Annotated in this window: 19 protein-coding genes and 1 tRNA gene; 12 read left to right on the forward strand and 8 right to left on the reverse strand. The window is 69.6% G+C overall.

What is annotated here, in order from left to right; genetic code table 11:
- Window positions 1–3 precede the first annotated feature (3 nt).
- Genes CT688_RS10980 through CT688_RS10995 form a run of 4 tightly spaced genes read left to right on the forward strand, consistent with a single transcriptional unit; the run spans window position 4 to window position 4209 of the window.
- The gene (locus CT688_RS10980) at window positions 4–1482 is read left to right on the forward strand and encodes an MSMEG_0567/sll0787 family protein (protein WP_107756920.1); all 1479 of its coding nucleotides are present in this window, start codon (window positions 4–6) and stop codon (window positions 1480–1482) included.
- The gene (locus CT688_RS10985) at window positions 1482–2363 is read left to right on the forward strand and encodes a carbon-nitrogen hydrolase family protein (protein WP_107756921.1); all 882 of its coding nucleotides are present in this window, start codon (window positions 1482–1484) and stop codon (window positions 2361–2363) included. The genes CT688_RS10980 and CT688_RS10985 overlap by 1 nt, the downstream gene beginning before the upstream one ends.
- Entirely contained in the window at window positions 2354–3487 is a 1134-nt protein-coding gene (locus CT688_RS10990) for an MSMEG_0565 family glycosyltransferase (protein WP_107756922.1), read from the forward strand. Before CT688_RS10985 ends, CT688_RS10990 begins: the two co-directional genes overlap by 10 nt.
- Before the next feature lie 23 nt (window positions 3488–3510).
- On the forward strand, window positions 3511–4209 hold the full coding sequence (locus tag CT688_RS10995) for a vitamin K epoxide reductase family protein (RefSeq protein ID WP_107756923.1): 699 nt from the start codon (window positions 3511–3513) through the stop codon (window positions 4207–4209).
- Here CT688_RS10995 and CT688_RS11000 read toward each other — a convergent pair whose 3' ends face one another.
- Window positions 4210–4863: a TetR/AcrR family transcriptional regulator gene (locus CT688_RS11000; RefSeq protein ID WP_107756924.1), complete on the reverse strand. Its 654-nt coding sequence runs from the start codon at window positions 4861–4863 to the stop codon at window positions 4210–4212.
- A 115-nt stretch (window positions 4864–4978) separates the two neighbouring features.
- On the opposite strand from CT688_RS11000, the gene CT688_RS11005 reads away from it, so the two are divergent.
- Window positions 4979–5551 carry an HdeD family acid-resistance protein gene (locus CT688_RS11005; protein WP_107756925.1) on the forward strand — a complete coding sequence of 191 codons (573 nt, stop codon included), beginning with the start codon at window positions 4979–4981 and terminating at the stop codon, window positions 5549–5551.
- A gap of 29 nt (window positions 5552–5580) precedes the next feature.
- Here CT688_RS11005 and CT688_RS11010 read toward each other — a convergent pair whose 3' ends face one another.
- Complete coding sequence (locus CT688_RS11010; protein WP_107756926.1) at window positions 5581–6252, reverse strand: TetR/AcrR family transcriptional regulator; 672 nt, start codon at window positions 6250–6252, stop codon at window positions 5581–5583.
- A gap of 203 nt (window positions 6253–6455) precedes the next feature.
- Here CT688_RS11010 and CT688_RS11015 point away from each other — a divergent pair.
- Window positions 6456–6527, forward strand: a tRNA-Gln gene (locus CT688_RS11015).
- A 264-nt stretch (window positions 6528–6791) separates the two neighbouring features.
- Here the strand turns inward: CT688_RS11015 and CT688_RS11020 are convergent.
- The 4 genes from CT688_RS11020 to CT688_RS11030 form a co-directional block, all read right to left on the reverse strand.
- Window positions 6792–7466: a hypothetical protein gene (locus CT688_RS11020; RefSeq protein ID WP_156607212.1), complete on the reverse strand. Its 675-nt coding sequence runs from the start codon at window positions 7464–7466 to the stop codon at window positions 6792–6794.
- Between the two features lie 429 nt (window positions 7467–7895).
- Window positions 7896–8294, reverse strand: coding sequence for a hypothetical protein (locus CT688_RS11025; RefSeq protein WP_156607214.1), 399 nt, complete (start codon window positions 8292–8294; stop codon window positions 7896–7898).
- A gap of 148 nt (window positions 8295–8442) precedes the next feature.
- Window positions 8443–8862: a hypothetical protein gene (locus tag CT688_RS17340; protein WP_156607215.1), complete on the reverse strand. Its 420-nt coding sequence runs from the start codon at window positions 8860–8862 to the stop codon at window positions 8443–8445.
- A 404-nt stretch (window positions 8863–9266) separates the two neighbouring features.
- Window positions 9267–9911: a TetR/AcrR family transcriptional regulator gene (locus CT688_RS11030; protein ID WP_107756929.1), complete on the reverse strand. Its 645-nt coding sequence runs from the start codon at window positions 9909–9911 to the stop codon at window positions 9267–9269.
- Between the two features lie 108 nt (window positions 9912–10019).
- Here CT688_RS11030 and CT688_RS11035 point away from each other — a divergent pair, with 108 nt between their 5' ends.
- On the forward strand, window positions 10020–11300 hold the full coding sequence (locus CT688_RS11035) for an oxygenase MpaB family protein (protein WP_107756930.1): 1281 nt from the start codon (window positions 10020–10022) through the stop codon (window positions 11298–11300).
- Here CT688_RS11035 and CT688_RS17345 read toward each other — a convergent pair.
- Both CT688_RS17345 and CT688_RS11040 read right to left on the reverse strand, forming a co-directional pair.
- The gene (locus tag CT688_RS17345) at window positions 11297–11455 is read right to left on the reverse strand and encodes a hypothetical protein (RefSeq protein ID WP_156607217.1); all 159 of its coding nucleotides are present in this window, start codon (window positions 11453–11455) and stop codon (window positions 11297–11299) included. The genes CT688_RS11035 and CT688_RS17345 overlap by 4 nt on opposite strands.
- Complete coding sequence (locus tag CT688_RS11040) at window positions 11452–13272, reverse strand: thiamine pyrophosphate-requiring protein (protein WP_107756931.1); 1821 nt, start codon at window positions 13270–13272, stop codon at window positions 11452–11454. The genes CT688_RS17345 and CT688_RS11040 overlap by 4 nt, the downstream gene beginning before the upstream one ends.
- A 110-nt stretch (window positions 13273–13382) precedes the next feature.
- Between CT688_RS11040 and CT688_RS11045 the strand changes: the two genes are divergently transcribed.
- The 5 genes from CT688_RS11045 (at window position 13383) to CT688_RS11065 (ending at window position 17799) form a co-directional block, all read left to right on the forward strand.
- Entirely contained in the window at window positions 13383–13994 is a 612-nt protein-coding gene (locus tag CT688_RS11045) for a flavodoxin family protein (protein WP_107756932.1), read from the forward strand.
- A gap of 124 nt (window positions 13995–14118) precedes the next feature.
- Complete coding sequence (gene glmU, locus CT688_RS11050; protein ID WP_107756933.1) at window positions 14119–15579, forward strand: bifunctional UDP-N-acetylglucosamine diphosphorylase/glucosamine-1-phosphate N-acetyltransferase GlmU; 1461 nt, start codon at window positions 14119–14121, stop codon at window positions 15577–15579.
- A 17-nt stretch (window positions 15580–15596) separates the two neighbouring features.
- A complete protein-coding gene (locus CT688_RS11055) occupies window positions 15597–16574 on the forward strand; it encodes a ribose-phosphate diphosphokinase (RefSeq protein WP_107756934.1) in 978 nt (325 codons plus the stop codon).
- A gap of 1 nt (window position 16575) precedes the next feature.
- Window positions 16576–16935, forward strand: a complete 360-nt coding sequence (gene arsC / locus CT688_RS11060) for an arsenate reductase (glutaredoxin) (protein WP_107756935.1) — start codon at window positions 16576–16578, stop codon at window positions 16933–16935.
- 219 nt (window positions 16936–17154) lie between these two features.
- A complete protein-coding gene (locus CT688_RS11065) occupies window positions 17155–17799 on the forward strand; it encodes a 50S ribosomal protein L25/general stress protein Ctc (RefSeq protein WP_107758163.1) in 645 nt (214 codons plus the stop codon).
- The last annotated feature ends 93 nt before the right edge of the window (window positions 17800–17892 follow it).

Genomic DNA, 17892 nt, shown 5'->3' on the forward strand with positions numbered 1-17892 from the left:
TCGATGCTCGACATCCGAGACCTCACCGGGCACTCGCCCACCGGCCCCGCGCTCACCGGCCGGGCCCGCACGGTGCACCCCGTCCCGGGCTCGGCCGCCGCGACGATCCTCGCCGGGGGACGCCGCGCAGAGCCGGGCCCGGTGGTTCGGATCGCGGACGACCCCGGAGTGCTGGCCGCCTACCGCCGGCTCCGCCACGAGGAGTTCGTTCTCCGCCAGGGACTGTTCCCCCGCACCGACCTCGACGACGTCGACGACGATCCCCGCACCGTGGTGCTCGTCTCGGTCGCGCCGGACGGCACCGTCCTCGGAGGGGTCCGGATCGCGCCCTGCGCCCGGCCGGACATCGGATGGTGGTCCGGGAGCCGGCTGGTGGTGGCCGGTACGGCCCACTCCGGCGGCATCGGCCCCGCGTTGATCCGCTCCGCCTGCGCGCACGTGGAGGCCCGCGGGGTGCTGCGCTTCGACGCGGACGTCCAGGACCGCTACTGCCCGCTGTTCACCTCCCTCGGGTGGGTCGACACCGGGGAGGGACCGGTCCTCTCCGGTCGCGCCCACCGCCGGATGCGGTGGCCGGTCGACCGGGTCCAGCGTCTGGCCGACACCACCAAGTCCCTGCTGTCCGGGCTGCTGGCCCCGTTGGCCGACCAGCCCGGCGGACTCGGCGGCGCCGGCTTCCGCGGCGACGACGGGGCGCCGGTGCCGGGCACCGATCTCGTGGCGGCGTGCGACGCGATCCTGCCCTCGATGGTCGAGCGCGACCCGGAGTGGGCCGGCTGGTGCTCGGTGTTGGTCAACCTCGGTGACCTCTCGGCCATGGGCGCCGACCCCGTGGGACTGCTCGACGCCGTCGCCGCCCCGACCACCTCCCATCTCGAGCGGATCGTCAGGGGCGTGGCCGCCGCCGCGGCCGCCTGGCGTGTCCCCGTGCTCGGTGGCCACACGCAGGTCGGTGTCCCGTCGGCGCTGTCGGTGACCGCGCTGGGGCGCACCTCCCGGCCGGTGCCGGCCGGCGGGGGCCGCGCGGGCCACATCCTGTCCCTCACCGCGGACCTCGGTGGCTCCTGGCGGCCGGGATACCACGAGCGGCAGTGGGACTCCTCGAGCAGCCGGACCTCCGAGGAACTGCGCCTGCTCGCCGGGCACGTCGCGCGGATCGCCCCCGCCGCCGCCAAGGACGTGAGCATGGCGGGGATCGTCGGCACGGCGGGGATGCTCGCGGAGGCCTCCGGGACGGGCGCCGAGTTCGACGTCGCGGCGATCCCCCGCCCTCCGGGCGCGAGCGCGGGCGCCTGGCTCACGTGCTTCCCCGGTTATGCCATGCTCACCGCCGACCGGGACCCGGCCCCCGCCCCCGCGGGCCCGGCGGTCACCGCGGCCTGTGGACACCTCACCGACGAGCCCGGGGTGCGACTGCGCTGGCCCGACGGAGAGGTCACCGTCGCCGTCGTCGGCACCGTGACGGGACTCGGTCCCGCCTGATGCGCGCGGTGACCCTGGGGGCGTTGGCGGGGAACTTCGGCCGGGACCTCACGCGCTGCGTGGCCAAGGCCGTCGGCATCATCGATGCCGCGGCCCGCGACGGCGTCGACCTGCTCGTCTTCCCGCACGCGACCCTCGGCGGCTACCTCGGCGATCTGCGCCACCCCTCCCCCGCGACCCTCCCCCCGGCCCTCGACCCCGACGGCCCGGAACTGGCCGCCATCGCCGCCGCCGCGGGAGACATGACCGTGTGCATCGGCTACACCGAGGCCGGGGACGGCACGCGCTACAACACCGCCGTCTGCCTCACCGGCGACGGTGTCCTCGGCGTCCACCGCAAGGTGCATCAACCCGTCGACGAGGGCACCCGCTACGGCGCAGGGGACGCGTTCCGCGCCTTCGACACCCCGATCGGGCGCCTGGGGATGCTCATCGACTACGACAAGACCTTCCCCGAGTCCGCGCGGTCGCTCGCCCTCGACGGCGCGCAGGTGGTGGCCACCCTGTCGGCCTGGCCCGCCAGCGTGACCGACCGCGCCGCCCGGCTGCCCGCGGACCGACAGTCCCGACTGTTCGACCTCTACGACTGCGCCCGGGCCGCCGAGAACCAGGTGTTCGTGGTGGCCTCCAACCAGACCGGGGTCATGGGGTCCCTCCGCTTCCTCGGCCAGGCCAAGGTCGTGGGTCCCGGGGGCGAGATCCTGGCCGCGACACGGTCCAAGGGCGGGCTCGCCCGGATCGAGGTCGATGTCCACACCGAGCTCGCACGCTCGCGTCGGGTCCTCGACCACCTGGCGGAGCGGCGACCGGAGACCTACGCGACGGAACCACGCCGGGCGCCCTCGCCTGCGCGACCGGGAGGCGACACGACGTGCGGATAGCCCTGCTCACCTATTCGACCCGCCCCCGCGGGGGCGTCGTCCACACCCTCCACCTGGCCGAGGCGCTGGCCCGGGCCGGACACCGAGTGACGGTGTACTCCCTGGCGCGCGGCGCCGACGCGGGCTTCTTCCGCGAGGTCGATCCCGCGGTCACCGTCCGCCTCGCGCCGTTCCCGGACCGTCCCGGCGAGTCCGTCACCGACCGGATCGTGCGCTCGATCGCCACCCTGCGCGAGTTCGTCGACCCGGACGGGTTCGACATCGTCCACGCCCAGGACTGCATCAGCGCCAACGCGGTCGGGCGGTGCATCCGCACCGTGCATCACCTCGACGACTTCACCACCCCCGTTCTGGTGGACTGCCACGAGAAGGCCCTCACCACCCCCTACGCCCACGTGTGCGTGTCCGAGGCCGTCGCCGCCGAGGTCCGCCAGGGATGGGGTCTGGCCCCCACGGTGATCCCCAACGGTGTCGACCACGCCCGCTTCGCCGAGGCCGCCGGCCCGGGCGCGGCCGCCGTCGCCGCCCGCGTCCGGTGGCGCCGCACGCTCGGCCCGTACGTGCTGGCGGTGGGGGGCATCGAGCCGCGCAAGGGCAGCATCGACCTCCTGGAAGCGTTCGCGCTGCTACGACGGAGGCGTCCGGATCTCTCGCTCGTCTTCGCGGGCGGGGAGACCCTGTTCGACTACCGCGACTACCGCGCCCACTTCGACCGGCGGTGCGACGAGCTGGGGTTACACCCCGTGGTCCTGGGCATGGTGCCGGAGGGCGATCTGCCGGGCCTCGTCGCGGCCTGCGACGCCTTCGCCTTCCCCTCCACTAAAGAGGGCTTCGGGCTGGCGGCGATGGAGGCGCTCGCCGCGGGTCGTCCGGTCGTCGCCCGCGACCTGCCGATCCTCCGGGAGGTCTTCGGGCCCTGCGTCGACTACGCCGGATCGGTCCCGGAACTCGCACACCTGTTGGAGTCAGCACTGTCTGCCGATCCGGCGCGGGCCGGGGAGGGCCGTGCCCTGGCGGCCTCGCTCACCTGGGACGCGGCGGCCGCGGCGCACCTGCGGTTCTATGTCGACCACTCCGGCGGCCACCTCGGGCAGCCACCACCGGCGCAGATGAACGCCGACTGATCGGCCATCGGTACGCTAGCCGCATGCGCGAGACCCCAGACGCCCCGCACGACGACCCCGCGGGCGCCCCCGCCGAGCCGGTGACGATCGCCCCCTCGACGACCACCGACGCCGACGTCCAGCCCGGCCCCGTCTCGCGCGTGTTCACCGATCGGTGGATGGGCGTGTTGCTGACCGTCGGGTCGATCGTCGCCCTGGTGGCGTCGTTCCAGCTCAGCCTGGACAAGATCCGACTCCTGGAGAACCCGGACTTCGTTCCGGCCTGCAACTTCTCCATCCTGATGAGCTGCAAGAGCGTCATCAACTCCGAGCAGGGGGCGGTCTTCGGATTCCCCAACCCCTTCATCGGACTGGTGGGGTACGCGCTGCTCATCGCGATCGGCGTCGCCGCCGCGTCAGGGGTGCGCTTCCCGCGCTGGTACTGGGTGGGTGCGCTCCTCGGGCTGACCTTCGCCGCCGGGATGGTGCACTGGCTGGCGTACCAGTCCATCTTCTCCATCCAGGTGCTGTGCCCCTGGTGCATGGTCGTGTGGGCCATGACCATCCCGATGTTCTGGTACACCCTGCTCCACGTGCTGGCCAAGCTCACCGGCGCCGGCTGGGTCCGCGCGCTGCAGCGGTGGCACCTGGTCCCGGTGGTCGTGTGGTTCCTGGCCCTGGCCGCGGTCATCCTCTGGGCGTTCTGGGACTTCTACTGGGCGGACTTCTTCGCCAACCTCTGATCACCCCGTGGTCGTGGCCACCCCGCCCGCGGCCTGCTCGACCAGGTGCACGATCGCGCTCGCGTGGAGCCTGAACAGCGCGGCCACGTCGGCGTCCCCGGTCAACGACGCGAGGAAGATCCCGTCCCCGCCGGCCAGAGCGTAGGTGGCCACCAGCATCGCCTCCGTCGGCGACAACGCGGGCCGCACCTGCTGCAGCTCAGCCGCGATCCGCTCGATCGCCTCCCCCCGCAGCCGCAGGTATATCTCCCTGGCCACCGGCTCCACGGGACGCCGTTCCACCGCGAGCATCAGCACCAGCCGGAGGAAATCCTGTGACTCGGTGAACGTCCGGGCCACACCCAGGCACAGTTCGGTCACCCGTTCGGCGAGCGACTGCCCCTCCCCTCTGGTCACCTGACCCAGCCACAGTTCGATGCTCTCCTCCACCACCGCGGCCAGGAGCGCGTCCTTGTCCGCGAAATGCCAGTAGATCGAGCTCGCGGGCAGCCCGCTGACCTCGCTCACCCGCGCGATGCTCGTCCCCTCGTAGCCGCGCTCCCCCGCGACCGCCGCGGCGGCCTCGAGGATCCTCCGCCGGGATTCGCGGCCCCTCGCGCGCGTGCGCCTGGTCCCGCCCGGCGCCTCGCCGCCCTGCGACCCGCGTTCTGCCATCCGACCTCCCCGGTCCTGTGTCCAGCGCCTCATTGCCCGGGCACCACCCGGGACTTACTGTAGTGATCACTACAGTACCGCGGTGGCGACAGGCCGCCGCCCGAAAGGTGAAGAAATGATCGATGCACTCACCCGCAATTGGTGGATTCAGCTGATCCGCGGGGGCCTGGCCCTCACGCTGGGCGCCACCGCCCTCTCGGCCCCTGGTGCCGGCTCCGGTGCAGGCATGATGCTCGCGGTGTTCCTGGTGGCCGCGTTCGCGATCGGCGACGGCGCGATGACCGTCACCACAGCGTTGGCATCGCCGGCCGACCACCGGGGCCGGCGCGCTCTGCTCGCGACCGGCGCCGGCGAGATCGTTCTCGGGATGGTCGTCCTGTTCTGGCCCGGGCTGTCCGCGACCGCACTCACCGTGCTGTTCGCCGCCTGGCTCGTGGCCTCGGGGGCACTCGTGGCCCACGGCGCGCGGACCCTGCGTCGTCAGATCCCGGACTCGTGGGTCATGGGGACGCTGGGAGTGGCGCTCATCGCACTCGGCGTCGGCATCGGCGCCTTCGGCCCCTCGGCGACCGGCGCGTTCGTCACCTTCGCCGGCTGGTTCGGACTGGCTGCGGGCGCCGTGATGGTGGCCGTCGCGTTCCGTCTGCGGGCCGACCTCGAACGGCTGCCCTCACCCGCCGCGGCCTGAGGTCGACGACCGGCCCGGGACGGGGATCGCTACGGGCGGCCCGGGCCCGGGCGTAGGTCACGGCCCGCCAGGGTGCCCTCCGGACTGCTCGGGCCGGCGTACTTGTCTCGCACCTCGGCCTCGAGGCTCGGCCGCGGGTCGAGGTGGGACAGCCCGTTGAAGCACAGGTTGACGATGTGCGCGGCCACCTCCTCCTTGGGCGGGGTACGCACGTCCAGCCACCACTGCGCGGTGCCGGAGACCATGCCCACGAGCGCCTGCGCGTACACGCTCGCGGTGACGGGGTCGAAGCCGCGGTTCACGAACTCCTCCTCGAGGATGTACGTCACGCTCGCCGTCGCGTCGTTGAGCAGGGTCGAATACGATCCACCGGGGGCGATCGACGACTCGCGGACCAGGATGCGGAAGCCGTCGGTGCGTTCCTCGACATACCGCAACAGCGCCATGGCGGCGCGCTCGATGCGCCTCCGCGACCCCTCGCCCTGAAGGGACTCGGTGATCTCCGCACCCAGGTACGCCAGCTCGCGATCGCAGACCACGGCGTAGAGCCCCTCTTTGCCGCCGAAGTGCTCGTAGACCACCGGCTTGGACACCCCCGCCACGGCCGCGATCTCCTCGACGGTGGCGGAATCGTAGCCGTACTCGGCGAAGATCCGGCGACCCACGTCGACCAACTGCTGCCGTCGTTTGGCGGCCGTCATCCTGGTCCTCGGCGCCGGAATGCCCTCGCCCGTCATCATCAACCCCTTCGCGACAGTCCCCCAAGACTAGTCGGCCGAACGATCCCTCCCCCGCAGCCGCCCCCGGCCCGGCGGGACCGGACGGGAGCACACCGGTGCGACCAGGTCTGCGCCAGCGGGCCTCGTGAGATGTGCCAGACTGTTACCGACCCGGACAGGGTCGTTCCCCCGTGGTGTAATCGGCAACACTTCTGATTTTGGTTCAGACATTCCAGGTTCGAGTCCTGGCGGGGGAGCCTTAAGTCTTTTGACCTTCGTCAAAGCCACTGGCTCTCCCCACCCCCTCATCGCAGGTCCCGCGCTGGTCCCGCATCACGCCCGCGGGCCACGGCGAACGGCGACCCAAAGGTGTCTGACGTGAACTGCCAGCGGCGCCTCTGGGAGTGTCGACTCGGCCGGCCAGCGCTCGATGAGGAGAACTCGCTCGCGCTTGTCTGCGCATGCTGGAAGATCGACAGACTCCTGCGTCTGTTTGCTAAGGAAACCCTCGAATGGGGCCTCTAGCCGCCGAGAGCCAGTTGCACGAGGGCCTGGGCTGGAACTGCCGAGGCAAGGTTGACCCCGAATGGCCAGGCGAAATTGTTGAATACGGAGCCCCAGCGGGCCTTGTTCTTGGACGCCGCGGCGGCTCGAATCACCGAAGCCGCCAGTCTCTCCACCGCGGCAGAGAGATCGAAGTCACCGACAGTCTCGTAGTGGTTCAAACACCAGTGGACGTGCTTGATCACGTCTCGGATATGTGCCTTAAGGGTGTCCGGAATGTCCGGGTCCTGCTCGAGGAGATCGGCGACTCTAGTTGTGAAGTCGTAGATTACTTCAGCGCCATCGGCGTGCAAGGTGGGCACGATGACGGAGAGCGCGTCACCCAGGTTGCCGAGGTGCTCGGTAGCGACAGAGTCGATCCTGGCGCTTCCCTGGCCTTTCCAACCATTCGGATATCCGAAAACAATCTTGGTCCAGGTGGGGAAGTACTTGCGGTAGGTAATCACGCGTCGCCCAGCAGCTTCCATCTGTCGAAGCAGATCGTCGATCGCGTCGAGGTGTCTTGCCGCTTGAAGGTGCGCTTCAATCGTGTCGGCTCCCCACCCACCGCGGGCACGTGCAGCCGGAACATTCTCCGCTTCCTCATGCCAGACCACGAATTGGTCGTGCAGCAGTTCCGCCGGGTTCGCCACTGCGTCCCTCCTCACCAACGAATTGCCCGATGCGAGGCCCGGTTGGGGCGGGCGTGACACAACTCGCAGGAGCATTCATGCCAGAACCAGAGGTTACCCGAGCCCCCATATCGGATCGAGCCACCTCCACTACCGCTAGGCTCTTCCACTCGGACCAAGTCTCCGACTGGTGGTCTTTCGACCGCTGAGGTGCTAGCGCGAAATCGGGCCTTGCGGCCTGTGTGCTCTGCGGGTCGGTTCGCAAGGGACGAGTTCCGCCGGCCGAACTCGATCGTTAAGAGCGGGAGCGTTCCGCCGAGGCATCAAAAGAAGACCCAGTGCGGACGACGCGAAGGTTCTCACGCCTATACCGGCGACCGGTTCAGCGTGATCCGCCACCCCGAATCTGGGACCCCATTTCTTCGCCGCATGTCCGAAGCGGACGGCCGGCTACTTCTCATTGCGGACCTCGGGGATCTCAACAGTAAGAATGGGCGTGAACACCCCGTTCGTGAGTTCAGCGCGGAGACCGATGTCGAGTCGCCGCGGTCGGACGCTGTCGGGACGAAATAGCATCTCATCGGAGAACTGCGGACCGTCGAATCCGCCGGCAGTCGCCATGCCACCGCGCGCCTCGTAGGCGACGCCACGCTCATCGACGGCGTGGAAGATGAACGGTCGCATCGCGCCTGTGGGGACGAGCGCTGCAGCGACGCGCAGAACGACCCATCCGTTCCACAGCTCGACGACGGTGACGAACAATCTCGACTTGCTGAGCACAAGTTGGGGATTGGGGACAACAATCACTGCTTCGAGGTCAGCCGACAGCGGAAAACCATCCATTTCCATTAGTCTTCTCCCTGCTCGGTGTGTCGTATCTGAAGGGTAGGAGAATCCTCAGCGGGAGGAGACGCTTCTAGCCATCCCGTCGTTGGCGAAGCTGAATCCACATGCGTGCCCGGGTCGCCAGGTAGCCCCGACGGCCCGTGCCGATACGTCAATCGTCGAAATCGTCTCTCTCCTCCGAATTGCCGAGACGGCGGACAAGTTCGGCTTCACGCAGTCTGAGCTCGCGAAGCTCAAACCTCAGTCGATCCGAATGTGGCTCACCCTCAAGGACCAGCCAGGCAGAGTGCCACACCAACCCCAACATCGCCGCCATGCCTGCGATCGAGATTGCGCTGGTCAAATAGATCGCGAATCTAGGCGCCCCTTCTCCACTTGCCTGCTCAGTCAGCGAGATCCCAGCCAGCGCCGCAAGAATGCCGGCCATTCCTGCGCGAAGCAGCCACTTATGCAGCCTCGCAGTTTTCTGGTGTCTGGACGCGGAGAGAAGCGTTCGCCGCTCCAGCGCGCCGGCAACCATCAGTATCGGGATCGCGGTAAAGATAGCGACGAACCAAGTTTGACTGGACAATCAACTTCTCCCTTTTCGGTCTTTGATGCTGCGAGTCAAGTACGAAAAGGAACTCGCCCCGACTGAGCGCTGAACGCCTCTAGCAACGTGCCGAAACGGGCCAGGCCGGAGAGTCCTCATGTAGCGCATGGGCAGATGGTAGTCACGATGTCCGACAGCTCTTTCGGTCCCGCAACAACTCCCACCTCCCTTCAAGTTCAGCGTGCATTGAGCAGATGGAAAGCGCTGCTGCCAACGGCGATGCAAGGATCGCTACCCACCCAGTTCTCCGACTGATTTTGGTTCAGACACTCCAGGTTCGAATCCTGGCGGGGGAGCCGAGTGAACGGCCCGGCCTGCGCCGCGGCGCAGCGTGGAGTGGCGCCGTGTGGGGTGGCGCGGGGCGGAGTCCTAGGCGTGGAGTCCTACCCCGCCGGAGCCTCAGGTGAAGTATCCGACGTCCTCTGGTCGACCAGGCTCGTCAGCGTCGTGGCCAGGAGACCGGTGATCTCCTGCGGGCCCACCTCCAGCGCGCCGTCGAACCATCCACGGACCAGTTCGGACGCCCCCGCCATCACCACGACCGCGATGACGTCAGCCGACGCCTTGTCGAGCGGCTCGCCGAGCTCGGTGGACTGCTCGACCAGCGCGTCCGCCGCCCGATGGACGAATCGCCGACGGGACTCGACCACAGCAGGCGTGTCGGACAGGAGAAACCGCCCCCGACGGACATCGTTCGCGATCGACTCGACGATGGCCCCCACGGCGGCATGCGCGCGAGCGTAGACGTCGTGCGGGGCTGACACGAGCGCCACCGTCGCCCGCGTCACGAGGTCGGCCGCGATGGTGTCGTAGACGGAGATGATCAGGTCGTCGGTATCGCGGAAGTGGTCGTAGAAGAAGCGAGGTCCCACTCCGGCCGTCGCCGAGATTCGGCGGACCGTCGCGGCAGAGGGCCCCTCGGTGGCAATCACCTCGACGATCGCCTCCTCGAACCGCCGGCGCCGCTGCACCCGGCGCTCCTCGGGTTCCATACCCGCGTACGTGCGCGAGCCCTCACGTGGTGACACGGGTCAAGGATGGCACAGGGCCGGGGAATCGACCATTTCCGGAATCAGGTGTTTACCAATTGGGGGTGGTTGTGCCATGGTGGTCCGACCACACCCAGGAGGAGATCGATGACGCACGCCCCGTCGACACCACGAACGATTCCGACGCCTCGTCTCCACGACAGGGACGCTCGGGTCGAGACACCCTCGATCCTCCAGCGGGGTGTCCTCCGCGGGATCATGTCGTTGATGGCCGGGGACTCGGTCCGGCCGACCGAGGCCCAGGTGCAGGCGTTCACCAAGCTCATGCACACCTGCGACCCCGTGGCCGACGAGCTGGTTGCCGCCATCCACGGCGGGGGTGGCGCGACACTGCGAGGCCAGGTCGAACAGGCCCTCGAGGAGGGCATCGAGACGGTGGCGGATCCGCACCCGGCGGTCGCGGCGTTCATCGCGAGCATCGACGACGTGCCCTACTGGGTGGACTACGACAAGCTGGACCTGGCGGCACGGGCGATCGCGCGCACGCCGACCCACACGCTGACCGCGCTCACCGCCGGGATCGCGTTCCCCGCCAGCTACGTCTCACCCCGCGTGAACGACGTGCTGCTGCGCGGAGGGGAACTGGCCGACCGGACCGCGGCACGGATCACCGAAACCGTCTCGTGGTCGATCGACTGCGCCGCGCCGGGAGGGATGGAGCGGTTCGGCGAGGGGACCAAGAACACCGCCCGGGTCCGCCTGGTCCATGCCTACATCCGCGCCGGTATCGAGCACGGCGGGGACTGGAACCCCGACACCCACGGTAAGCCGGTCAACCAACTGCACTACTGCGTGACAATGGTTCCGATCATCGGTGTGGCGCTGGGGGCGATGGCCGCCGGGCACTGGTACTCCCGACGCGAACGTGACGCGATCATCCATCTGTACCGCTACATCTCGTACTCGATGGGCGTGGTTCCCGAACTGCAGGTGACGTCCATCGACGATCTCCTGCGCCTGACGTGGTTGGCGGCCTGGGCGGAGGTCGATCCGGACGAATCGTCCACGTCGCTCACCGAGTCGACCCTCGCGGCCGCTCCCCTGCTCTACGGTCGCCGGGTCCGGGACTCACGCATTCCCGGCCTGGACGGGCTGCTCTATCGGGTCCACTCCGACCTGGCGCGCCTGTCACTGGGATCGGAGTACGCCGACGCGGTCGGCATCCCTCGCCTGAGCCCTGCGGTCGCTCTCCTGCCGCTCATCGCCGCCCGCAACCTTGTCGCCGATCGGGCACAGGTGGCCCTGCCCGGTGGACCCGTGCGAGCCGCTCGGCACGGCCATCGGCGACGCGTGCGCGCGATCGAGGACGTCAAGCGCCGTGTCGAGGCGCGCCGTCACGACCGCACCCCGTCGCCCGCACCGGCCTAGCCTCCGCCGGACATCACGAGCGCCAGGACGAGCACCAGGATCGCCGCGATCGCCAGGACGGCGAGCAGGGGCTGACGGCGGTTGCGGGGGGTGCGGACCTCCTCCTCGCCCTGACGGGTGACGGACTGCGGGTCGGGCTCGTTGATCCCGGTCATGTGAACCTCTCCTCTTCGATTCGGGCGTACTCCTCCAGCAGTACCAACCCGTGGTGTCCTTCGTCCCCCTCTGCCCGGAGTCCCTCGCGCATCGAACCCAGCATCTCCCGGCCGTGGGGGAAGGGGGGCAGCAGCGGGACATCCGGATCGGTGACCGCCTCGATCACCGTGGGCCGGTCCGCGGTGAAGGCCTCCTCGAGCGCCGCGTCGAGTTGCCGGCCGTCCTCGACGCGGACGCCCCGCAGGCCCAGGAGCCTGGCGTAGCCGGCCATGTCGAACGCCGGGACGTCCTGTGACGGCGCGAACCGCGGGGCCGACTCGGTCTCCCGCTGCTCCCAGCTCACCTCGGCCAGGTCGCCGTTGCACAGCACCACCACGACCATCGTGGGGTCGGCCCATCCGGGCCACGCCTCGGAGACGGTGATCAACTCGTTGATCCCGAGCATCTGCACGGCTCCGTCACCCGCCAGCACCACGACCGGACGGGCCGGGGCCGTGGCCTTGGCCGCGATCGCGTACGGGATGCCGCACCCCATCGACGCCAGCGTGGACGACAGGTGGGCCGGTACCGACGTGGGCAGGTCCATCTGCCGGACGTAGTGGTACACCGAACTGCCCACGTCCACGGCGAGCCGGGAATCGTGCGGCATGTGACGGCACAGCCGACGGGCCACCAGCTCGGGGTTGAGTCCCCGGGCCGGGACCTCCGCGCGCTCGCGTGAGATCTCCCGCCACTGCCCGACCCACGTCTCCACCTCTCCGCGCCACGTCGACCGATCTCGCTCGCCCACGCGCTCGGTCAGGGCGCGTAGCGCCACCGCCGAGTCCCCGACCAGCCCCACCTCGACCGGGTAGCGGTTGGCCAGGTGCGAGGGGTCGAGATCGATCTGCACGGCCCGCGCCTGCCCGGGCCGCGGGTAGAACTCGGTCCAGGGGTCGTTCGATCCGACGATCAGGAGGGTGTCGCAGTTCTGCAGGATGCGGGCGCTCGCCGTGGTCCCCAGGTGGCCCATCGTCCCACCCACCAGCGGGTGTGACTCGTCGACGTACGGCTTGCCCAGCAGGCTCATCGTCACGCCGGCGTCCAGGCGTTCGGCCAGGGCCATGAGCTCCTGCTGCGCCCCGGCCATGCCGCGCCCGGCCAGGATCGCCACGCGCTCCCCCGCGTCCAGCACCTCGACCGCGCGCGCGAGGTCGTCCTCACGCGGGCAGACCACCCCGTGCGTCCACTCGGGCGCGGTCACCACCACGCCGTGTTCTTGGACCCCTTCCTCCTGACCCTGCTCGCCGGCCAGCTGCGGCGCCGGCGCGGTCTGCACGTCGTGGGGGATGACGACGACGACCGGGGTCCGGTGCGTCAGAGCGGAGCGGAACGCGCGGTCGATCACCATGGGCAGTTGCTCGGCCGACACGACGGTCTGCATGAAGGGGCCGGCGACGTCGGCGAACACACTGCTCAGGTCGATCTCCTGCTGGTAGTCCGAGCCGAGCGCGCTCGTGTGCTGTTGCGCCACCAACGCCACCACCGGGACGCTGTCGAGCTTGGCGTCGTACAGGCCGTTGATCAGGTGTGCGGCGCCCGGGCCCTGGGTGGAGGTGACCACCCCCACCCCGCCCGAGTATTTCCCCTCGGCCACCGCCATGAACGCCGCCGACTCCTCGTGCCGCGCCCGCATGAACCTCGGTGCCACGTCAGACCGTTGCAGCGCGCCGAGCAGCGGGTTGTTGCCGTCACCGGCGTACCCGTAGATCCGTTCCACATCCCAGGCGACCAACCGTTCGACGACGAGGTCGGCCACCGTCTTGTCGTGGGTCATAACTGTCCCCTCTCCGCTGGACGGCCAGGTCGGTGGGGCCCACCGTAGGGGCCGCACCGACCGGCCTCCACCGGTTGTCCTCTCAAGGCCCGGCTCCTACCGTCCCCGCCATGGAGACCTCACTGAACGCAATCGCCCTGGTGTGCTCGCTCAAGGCCTCACCCGCCGAGTCGAGCAGCGACCTCATCGCCCGTCAGGTACTCGACGAGTTGGCGTCCCACGGGATCGACGGCGACACCGTGCGGGTGGCCGACTTCGACGTGCGTCCCGGGGTGGAGGACGACATGGGGGACGGCGACCAGTGGCCGCGGATCCTGGACAGGATCAAGGCCGCCGACGTGCTGGTGCTCGCGACCCCGACCTGGGTGGGGCACATGTCGAGCATCGCCCAGCGGGTGCTGGAGCGCCTGAACGCCCAGTTGTCGGAGACCGACGAGCAGGGACGGCCCGCGATGTTCGGCAAGGTCGCCGTGACGGCCGTGGTCGGTAACGAGGACGGCGCGCACAAGATCGTGGCCGACACGTTCCAGGGTCTCAACGACATCGGGTTCACGATCCCGGCGCAGGGGTGCACGTACTGGAACCACGAGGCCATGAACCCCAAGGACTACGCAGATCTCGACGAGACCCCGTCCGCGGTGTCCTCGACCATCGCCACGTTGTCCGCCAACGCCGCGCATCTGGCGCGGCTCCTGCGCGCGGAGCAGTACCCGCCGGTCTGAGCAGGTCCCCTGGCCGGTGCGGCTAGGGCAGACCCGGTCCTCCCGTCCGGGGACACCCTTTATCCTTGCCGGGACGAACCGCCACGCCCGCCAGCGCGGAACTCACGCCGCCCGAGGAGACTTGATGACCACACCCGACACCGACCGCTCGCAGGCCGCAGTCATCGTCCTGGCCGCCGGCTCCGGCACCCGGATGAAGAGCTCGACCCCCAAGATGCTGCACCGGGTGTGCGGCCGGACCATGCTCGGCCACGCGCTGCACGCCGCCGCCGGGATCCGGCCGGAGCAGATCATCGTGGTGGTGGGGCACCAGCGTGAGCAGGTCGGGGCCGCGGTGGACGACCTCGCCGTCGACCTGGGGGTGCCGGTGGCGACCGCGGTGCAGGAACAGCAGAACGGGACGGGTGACGCGGTGGCCGCCGGCATGGCGGCGTTGCCCGCGGACTTCTCGGGGACAGTGCTGGTCACCACCTCGGACATCCCGCTGTTGGACGCCGACACCCTGCGCGAGGTGGTGACGCGACACGACCTGCGTCCGCGGGCGGCGGTGACCGTCCTGACCTCCACGGCACCGGACCCCACGGGGTACGGACGGATCGTCCGGAACGACGACGGCGAGGTACTGCGGATCGTCGAGCACAAGGACGCCTCGGACGGGGAGCGGGCGATCGATGAGGTCAACTCCGGCATCTACGCCTTCGACGCCCGCGTGCTGCGGGAGAAACTGGGCGAACTGAGCACGGACAATTCGCAGGGCGAGTTGTATCTCACCGACGTAATCCAGCTTGCCCGTCAGTCCAACGGGCTCATCCGCGGTCACCGTATCGAGGACGCCGACCTGGTGGCCGGGGTCAACGATCGCGTGCAGCTGGCCGCTCTCTCGGCCGAGATGAACCGCCGCCTGTGCGAGGAGGCCATGCGGGCCGGGGCGACGATCGTCGATCCGAGCAGCACCTGGGTGGACGTGGGGGTGCGCATCGGCCGGGACGTGACCATCCTGCCGGGCACCCACCTCACCGGGTCCACGGACATCGGCGACGGCGCGACCATCGGCCCGGACACCACCCTGCAGGACACCACGGTCGGCGAGGGCGCGACCGTGGTGCGGACCCATGCCGTCAGCGCGAGCGTCGGGGCCGGAGCCGAGGTCGGGCCGTTCGCGTACCTGCGTCCGGAGGCGGAGCTGGGAGAGCGCAGCAAGATCGGCACCTTCGTGGAGGTCAAGAAGTCCTCGATCGGGGCGCACACCAAGGTCCCGCACCTGACCTATGTGGGCGACGCGCAGATCGGCGAGCACACCAATATCGGGGCATCGAGCGTCTTCGTCAATTACGACGGGGTGAACAAGAACCGTACAGTGATCGGCGATCACTGCCGCACCGGTTCGGACACCATGTTCATCGCGCCGGTGACCGTCGGGGACGGGGCCTATTCGGGCGCGGGTACCGTGATCAAGAACGACGTCCCGCCCGGGGCCCTGGCGGTGTCCGGCGGACGACAGCGGAATATCGACGACTGGGTGATCCAGAACCGACCGGATTCCGGTTCGGCCGAGGCCGCCCTACGTACCCGGAACGACTCCTAGAAGGACGGACTCACCGAGTGAGCGAGTGGATCGACAACCAGAAGAACCTGATGTTTTTCGCGGGGCGCGCGCACCCCGAACTCTCGGATCAGGTCGCCGCCGAACTGGGGGTCGAGGTCACCCCTCAGACCGCCCGCGACTTCGCCAACGGGGAGATCTTCGTCCGCTTCGAGCAGTCCGTGCGCGGCTGCGACGCGTTCGTGCTGCAGAGCTGCCCGGCGCCGCTGAACAAGTGGATCATGGAGCAGCTCATCATGATCGACGCCCTCAAGCGGGGTAGCGCCAAGCGGATCACGGCCATCTTGCCGTTCTATCCGTACGCGCGGCAGGACAAGAAGCACCGCGGGCGTGAGCCCATCTCGGCCCGCCTCGTGGCCGACCTGCTCAAGACGGCCGGTGCGGACCGGATCATCACGGTCGACCTGCACACCGACCAGACCCAGGGCTTCTTCGACGGCCCCGTCGACCACATGCACGCCCAGGGCCAGCTGTCGGACTACGTGCGTGAGCACTACGGCACGGACAACATCTGCGTGGTCTCCCCCGACGCCGGCCGCGTCAAGGTGGGCGAGAAGTGGGCCGACGCTCTCGACGGCGCTCCCCTGGCCTTCGTGCACAAGACCCGCGACCCCAACGTTCCCAACCAGGTCAAGTCCAACCGCGTCGTCGGCGACGTCGAGGGGCGCACCTGTGTGTTGATGGACGACATGATCGACACCGGCGGCACCATCGCCGGCGCGGTCAAGGTGCTCAAGGACGCCGGCGCCGGCGACGTCATCATCGCCTGCACGCACGGTGTCTTCTCGGACCCGGCCGCCGAGCGGCTGGCCTCGTGCGGGGCCAAGGAGGTCATCACCACCGACACCCTGCCGATCCCGCCGGAGAAGCGGTTCGACAACCTCACTGTGCTCTCCATCGCCCCGCTGCTCGCCCGCACCATCCACGAGGTCTTCGAGAACGGCTCGGTGACCAGCCTGTTCAACGGGAACGCCTGACGTGTCCGCGGACGCCGCGGGCAGCGCCACGATCTACCACAACCCTCGCTGTTCCAAGTCCCGGCAGGCGCTGGAGTTGCTCCGCGAGCGGGGCGTCGAGCCGACCGTGATCAGGTACCTCGACACCCCACCCACGGTCGACGAGCTCCGGACCCTCATCTCCGACGCCGGGCTGACGGTGCGGCAGGCCGTGCGGGTCAAGGAGGCCGAGTTCACCGAGCTCGGCCTGCTCGAGGCCTCGGACGAGGCGCTGCTCGAGGCGATGGTGGCGCACCCCCGGCTCATCGAGCGGCCCTTCGTCGTCACCGGCAGGGGCACGCGCCTGGCGCGGCCCACCTCCGCGGTCGAGGAGATCCTCTGACGGCGGCGGGGCCCGGTGTGATTTGGGGGCCGGGCCCGGCGCCGCTAGGCTGATCGGGTCATCTCGGCGAGGGAGGGCCCTGAGACGGGCCACTCCGTTATCGACGCGATCATTGTCGGTGTGGTCCCCGGTGGGCCGCCCAGCGCGATCGTCTCGGTCGCCGGGGAGGTCTCCCGCCCGCAGAGCGCACGCGCGCTCCCCACCGACAGAAGGTTCACCATGGCCAAGGAAATCAACAACCTCAAGACCTCCATCCGCACCGAGTTCGGCAAGGGTTCGGCCCGCCGCGCCCGCCGCGCGGGCCAGGTCCCCGCGGTGCTCTACGGTCACCACACCGAGCCGCGTCACCTTCTCCTCGACACGCTCGAGTTCGCCGCGGTCCTCCGTGCCCACGGCACCAACTCTCTGCTCACCCTCGACATCGAGGGCGAGGAGCAGCTCGCGCTGCCCAAGCAGATCGACGTGCACCCGCTGACCCGCATCATCGAGCACACCGACCTCCTCGTCGTGCGCAAGGGCGAGAAGGTGACCGTCGAGATCCCCGTCGCCCTCACGGGAGACGCGGCGCCCGGCACCCTCGTCACGCAGGACGCCGACGTCATCGAGGTGGAGGTCGACGCCACCGAGATCCCCGAGGGCTTCGAGATCTCGGTCGAGGACGCCGAGGCCGGGACCCAGATCACCGCCTCGGAGATCACTCTGCCCTCCGGAGCCACCCTCGTCTCCGACCCCGAGCTGCTGATCGTCAACATCATCGAGGCGCCCTCCGAGTCCGATCTCGAGGCCGAGGAGGAAGAGGCGCCCGAGGGTGAGGCCGCCGAGGACGCCGCCCAGGAGGCCGAGCAGGCGGGCGCGGAGTCCTGACCTCCCGCGGCGAGGCCTGACCTCCCGCGACCCGGCACCGGGCCCGGTTCGACCACCGCGTCGGACCGGGCCCGAGGTCATTCGCCCGGGCTC

The organism is Dietzia sp. JS16-p6b, from assembly GCF_003052165.1.
GTDB lineage: Bacteria > Actinomycetota > Actinomycetes > Mycobacteriales > Mycobacteriaceae > Dietzia.

What these genes read in the sequence shown, in the direction of transcription:
- CT688_RS11040 (WP_107756931.1), bottom strand. Translation starts at nt 13,272, where the DNA reads ATGACCCACGACAAGACGGTGGCCGACCTCGTCGTCGAACGGTTGGTC.
- CT688_RS10995 (WP_107756923.1), top strand. Translation starts at nt 3,511, where the DNA reads ATGCGCGAGACCCCAGACGCCCCGCACGACGACCCCGCGGGCGCCCCC.
- CT688_RS11000 (WP_107756924.1), bottom strand. Translation starts at nt 4,863, where the DNA reads ATGGCAGAACGCGGGTCGCAGGGCGGCGAGGCGCCGGGCGGGACCAGG.
- CT688_RS11005 (WP_107756925.1), top strand. Translation starts at nt 4,979, where the DNA reads ATGATCGATGCACTCACCCGCAATTGGTGGATTCAGCTGATCCGCGGG.
- CT688_RS11025 (WP_156607214.1), bottom strand. Translation starts at nt 8,294, where the DNA reads ATGGAAATGGATGGTTTTCCGCTGTCGGCTGACCTCGAAGCAGTGATT.
- CT688_RS10980 (WP_107756920.1), top strand. Translation starts at nt 4, where the DNA reads ATGCTCGACATCCGAGACCTCACCGGGCACTCGCCCACCGGCCCCGCG.
- CT688_RS11065 (WP_107758163.1), top strand. Translation starts at nt 17,155, where the DNA reads ATGGCCAAGGAAATCAACAACCTCAAGACCTCCATCCGCACCGAGTTC.
- CT688_RS11045 (WP_107756932.1), top strand. Translation starts at nt 13,383, where the DNA reads ATGGAGACCTCACTGAACGCAATCGCCCTGGTGTGCTCGCTCAAGGCC.
- CT688_RS10985 (WP_107756921.1), top strand. Translation starts at nt 1,482, where the DNA reads ATGCGCGCGGTGACCCTGGGGGCGTTGGCGGGGAACTTCGGCCGGGAC.
- CT688_RS11010 (WP_107756926.1), bottom strand. Translation starts at nt 6,252, where the DNA reads ATGACGGCCGCCAAACGACGGCAGCAGTTGGTCGACGTGGGTCGCCGG.
- CT688_RS11035 (WP_107756930.1), top strand. Translation starts at nt 10,020, where the DNA reads ATGACGCACGCCCCGTCGACACCACGAACGATTCCGACGCCTCGTCTC.
- glmU (WP_107756933.1), top strand. Translation starts at nt 14,119, where the DNA reads ATGACCACACCCGACACCGACCGCTCGCAGGCCGCAGTCATCGTCCTG.
- CT688_RS17345 (WP_156607217.1), bottom strand. Translation starts at nt 11,455, where the DNA reads ATGACCGGGATCAACGAGCCCGACCCGCAGTCCGTCACCCGTCAGGGC.